General features: G+C 71.5%; 4 protein-coding genes and 1 pseudogene. All 5 read left to right on the top strand.

The annotated features are described in order from the left end of the window. Window positions 1-82: 30S ribosomal protein S9 (gene rpsI / locus QH290_RS14845; protein WP_342213738.1), on the top strand; the 82-nt coding region annotated here is incomplete at its 5' end. A gap of 212 nt (window positions 83-294) precedes the next feature. Further along, a complete protein-coding gene (glmM, locus tag QH290_RS14840) occupies window positions 295-1,662 on the top strand; it encodes a phosphoglucosamine mutase (protein ID WP_280383387.1) in 1,368 nt (455 codons plus the stop codon). Between the two features lie 224 nt (window positions 1,663-1,886). Further along, window positions 1,887-2,210 (top strand): hypothetical protein, encoded by a 324-nt coding sequence (locus QH290_RS14835; protein ID WP_280268049.1) that lies wholly within the window; start codon window positions 1,887-1,889, stop codon window positions 2,208-2,210. Next, on the top strand, window positions 2,207-3,517 hold the full coding sequence (locus tag QH290_RS14830) for a hypothetical protein (RefSeq protein ID WP_280268048.1): 1,311 nt from the start codon (window positions 2,207-2,209) through the stop codon (window positions 3,515-3,517). Before QH290_RS14835 ends, QH290_RS14830 begins: the two co-directional genes overlap by 4 nt. Further along, window positions 3,504-3,809: pseudogene (locus QH290_RS14825) on the top strand (hypothetical protein); the annotation flags it as partial. The gene QH290_RS14830 and the pseudogene QH290_RS14825, both read left to right, overlap by 14 nt.

Genomic DNA, 3,809 nt, shown 5'->3' with positions numbered 1-3,809 from the left:
CCCCCGTGACCCGCGCGCCACCGAGCGCAAGAAGAACGGCCTCAAGACGCCCCGCAAGGCCCCGCAGTACACGACGCGCTGACCCCGCACGGCACACAGACGAGAGCAGGCGCCCCTGTCCGGGCGCCTGCTCTCGTGCTGTATCGGCCGCGGCACCGGTAATCGGGCACGCGGCCGGGCAACCTGCGTGACGATAGAGTCTGTGCGGCGCAATCGGATTCGTGGGCCGGACGTGCCCGCAACAACCAGCTCGGGTGACCAAGCCGCAATCACACACTGCATAGGGGCTAGGGAATGGGACGTTTGTTCGGCACCGACGGAGTTCGGGGGCTCGCCAACGACTCGCTGAGTCCGGAGCTGGCACTGCGTGTTTCGGCGGCGGCGGCGCAGGTGCTCGGCCGCGGTAGGAAGCGCGCGCTGGCCGTGGTGGGCCGCGACCCGCGCGCCAGCGGGGAGATGCTGGAGGCTGCGGTGACCGCCGGGCTGACCGCCGCCGGGGTGGACGTGCTGTCGGTCGGCGTGCTGCCGACACCGGCGGTCGCCTATCTGACCGCGGCGTACGACGCCTGCCTGGGCGTGATGATCTCCGCCTCGCACAACCCGATGCCGGACAACGGAATCAAGATCTTCGCGGCGGGCGGGCACAAGCTCGACGACGCGGTGGAGGACCGCATCGAGGAGCTGGTGCGGGAGCAGACCTTCGCGCGGCCCACCGGCGCCGCGATCGGCCGGGTGCTGAGCGAGTCCGGGCTCGACGGCCGCGTCGACGACCGGTACAGCCTCACCGGCACGCACGAGCGCTACGTCGAACACCTGGTGGCGGCCACCGGGCGCGACCTGAGCGGCCTGACCGTCGTGGTGGACTGCGCGCACGGCGCGGCCTCGGATGTGGGCCCGGCGGCCTACCGCGCGGCGGGGGCGCGGGTCGTCGCGATCAATGCCGAACCCAACGGCCTGAACATCAACGAGCGGTGCGGCTCCACGCATTTGGATCAGGTCCAGCGCGCGGTCCGCGAGCACGGCGCCGATCTCGGGCTGGCGCACGACGGCGACGCCGACCGCTGCCTGGCGGTGGATGCCGCGGGCACCGTCGTCGACGGCGATGCCATCATGGCGATCCTCGCGCTGGCCATGCACGAGGCCGGTCAACTCGCCGACGACACCCTCGTCGCCACCGTGATGAGCAACCTGGGCCTGCACCTGGCGCTGCGGGCGGCGGGGATCACCGTGCGCACCACGGCCGTCGGCGACCGCTACGTGCTCGAGGAGCTGCGCCGCGGCGGCTACACCCTCGGTGGTGAGCAGTCCGGGCATGTGGTGTTCCCGAAGTTCGGTACCACCGGAGACGGCGTGCTGACCGGGTTGAAGCTCATGGCACGCATGATCGAGACCGGCCGCGGCCTGGCCGATCTCGCGAGCGTGGTGCAGACCGTGCCGCAGGTGCTGATCAATGTGCCGGTCTCGGACAAGTCCGCCGTCGCCGGGGCCCCCGAGATCCTCGATGCGGTGACCGAGGCCGAACGCGTGCTGGGTGAGACCGGTCGAGTCCTGCTGCGTCCCAGCGGGACCGAACAGTTGGTTCGTGTCATGGTCGAGGCCACCGATCCCGATCGCGCCCGTCAGCTCGCCGATGATCTCGCCAAGCGGGTGGCCGCGGTCTGACGCACTTGCGGTACGTACGTACCAAGGCCGGTCGGTCGCCCCGGACCGGGCGGTTCCCACCGGCGGGACCTCGAAACAGTGCATGAGCTGGTATGAGGCGCTAATCTCGACTGGACGTCCGGTGCCCATCCGTGGGATCGGGACGCAAGGTTCGAGACCACGACGTATGGTGGACCCGAATCATGATGCGACAGCGAAGGCTTGGGTTTCCGTGAGGGGGAACAGTGAACACGCTGAAGCTCGATCCGGCGGCAATGGCCGCCTACACCACCATCGCGGATACCGTCTCGCAACAGCTCGCCTCCGCGGCAGCCGTTGCCGAAGGTGCTGTGAACCCGGAGCGGCTGGCGGCCGACCTCGGTTTGCTCGGTGCCGATTTCGCGGCGCGGTTCACCGCGGCGGTGACCGAACACGCCCAGGCGCTGTCCACGGCGGGCCAGTTGGTCTCGGCCTACGGCCAGGTGCTGCGCGGATTCGACGCCGCGGTCGAGAGTAACGAGACCGAGGCCGCCGCGGCGATGACGCGGGCCGGGGAGTCCCTATCATGAGGCGCCTGAAGAACCGGCCGTCCGAACCCACCCCCGCGGCGGCGACGTCGGATCCCACCGGCGATCCGCCGATCGTGGCCCGGCTGGTGGAGCCGCTGCTGGCGCTGCGTGCCTCGCTCGGCTCCGGCGTCGGCGTCCCGGACGAGGCGATTTCGGCCGCGTTGTCGTCGGCGTCCGCCCGCGCCGCGGAGACGGAGGCACCGCACCGCGACGGCCTGCACGCCATCGAATCCACCTGGACGGGTGCGGGTTCCGACGCCGCCGTGCCCTCGCTGCGGACCACGCAGACCGAGATCGGTGACATCTCCGACCGCGGCCCGGCCTACCTGTCGGTGCTGGCCGACGCGCAGTCCACCAGCTCGCGCGCGGCCACCAGGGTGGACAAGATCATCGAGGATTTCCGCCGCGATGCGCGGATCATCCTGGACAACGCCTCCTCCTCGCCGGATACCGACGCCGTGATCGCGCGCGCCAGCCGGGCCCTGCGGGATGCGCTCGGCACGGTCAATACCGCGCGGTCCGAAATGGACGATCACACCCGCCGCCTGGACAGGATGGAGCCGCTCACGGTCACCACGCCGTCCGGGGTCGGCCAGGGCTGGGGCGGAACGCAGGGCCAGTCCTGGTCCACGGCGCCGGGGCAGGTCCCGGCGGTGCCCGGCCAGGTGCCGGGGCAGCCGATGGATCCGGCGCTGGTCGCCCAGTTGCAGCTGCAGCAGCAACTGATCTCCGCGGGTGTGGAGGTCGGCACCACGGCGATCACCGCGGGCGTCGATATTGGCACCCATCTGATCGACAAGATCGCCGAGGTCGGCACCCACACCATCGATACCGTGGCGGCCTCGGCCGACAAGGCGATCACCGAGGCGATCAATCCCGGCGCGAGCGACGGCACCACGACCGGCGGCAGCGGGTCGAGCAAGCTGTTCGACTTCGGCGGCGGGACAGGGCAGTCCGGGCAGTCGTCGCCCTCGGGCACCGCACCGGGAGTCGTCATTCCCCCGGCCGCGAACGCGCCCGGCGGGGCGGAGAAGGCGGATGCCAAACCGGCGCCCGCCGCACCGCCACCGTCCTCGGTGCTCCCGGCCGATCCGGCTCCGGCCGCGCCCGTGCCCGCACCGAAACCCCCGGCGCCCGACCATGTTCCGCCCGGAGCGGCCGGTGGGCTGGCGCTGCCGCCGCCGTCCTCGAACGATCAGGAGCACAAGCCGCGAGGCGAGGGGCAGCTGGGCGTGACGGTGCCGGCGCGGGTCGAGGAGACGGTCCCGGCCGCCGTCATCGGCGACTTCGGCGATGACACGATCTGACTCCGGCGATCCGAATCGGGAGCAGGGCAATCCGTTCGACGTGGGCCTGCCCATGGTGCGCATGCCCGCTCGCAAGCAGAAGCGGCGGCGCCCGGGCCGCCGCGGTCCCCGGCGGCGCCCCCCCCCCGAGATCGATGTAGACGCGCTACCGCCGCCCGACGGGCCCTCCGAAAACTACGGCGAGACCCACCTGTGGGCCCCCTACGTCGTGCGTTCCGGGGACAGGTACTTCATGTTCTACGACGGCGGCGGGCCCGACCGGACCGCCACCGCGATGAACCTCGCGACCTCC

It is taken from the genome of Nocardia wallacei (assembly GCF_029869545.1).
GTDB lineage: Bacteria > Actinomycetota > Actinomycetes > Mycobacteriales > Mycobacteriaceae > Nocardia > Nocardia wallacei_A.
Note: the sequence above shows the minus strand (reverse complement) of the source record. Positions and strands in the feature narration are given on the sequence as shown.

Bases quoted from the DNA above. Each gene is read 5' to 3' on its own strand.
- glmM (WP_280383387.1), top strand. From the start codon at position 295: ATGGGACGTTTGTTCGGCACCGACGGAGTTCGGGGGCTCGCCAACGAC.
- QH290_RS14830 (WP_280268048.1), top strand. From the start codon at position 2,207: ATGAGGCGCCTGAAGAACCGGCCGTCCGAACCCACCCCCGCGGCGGCG.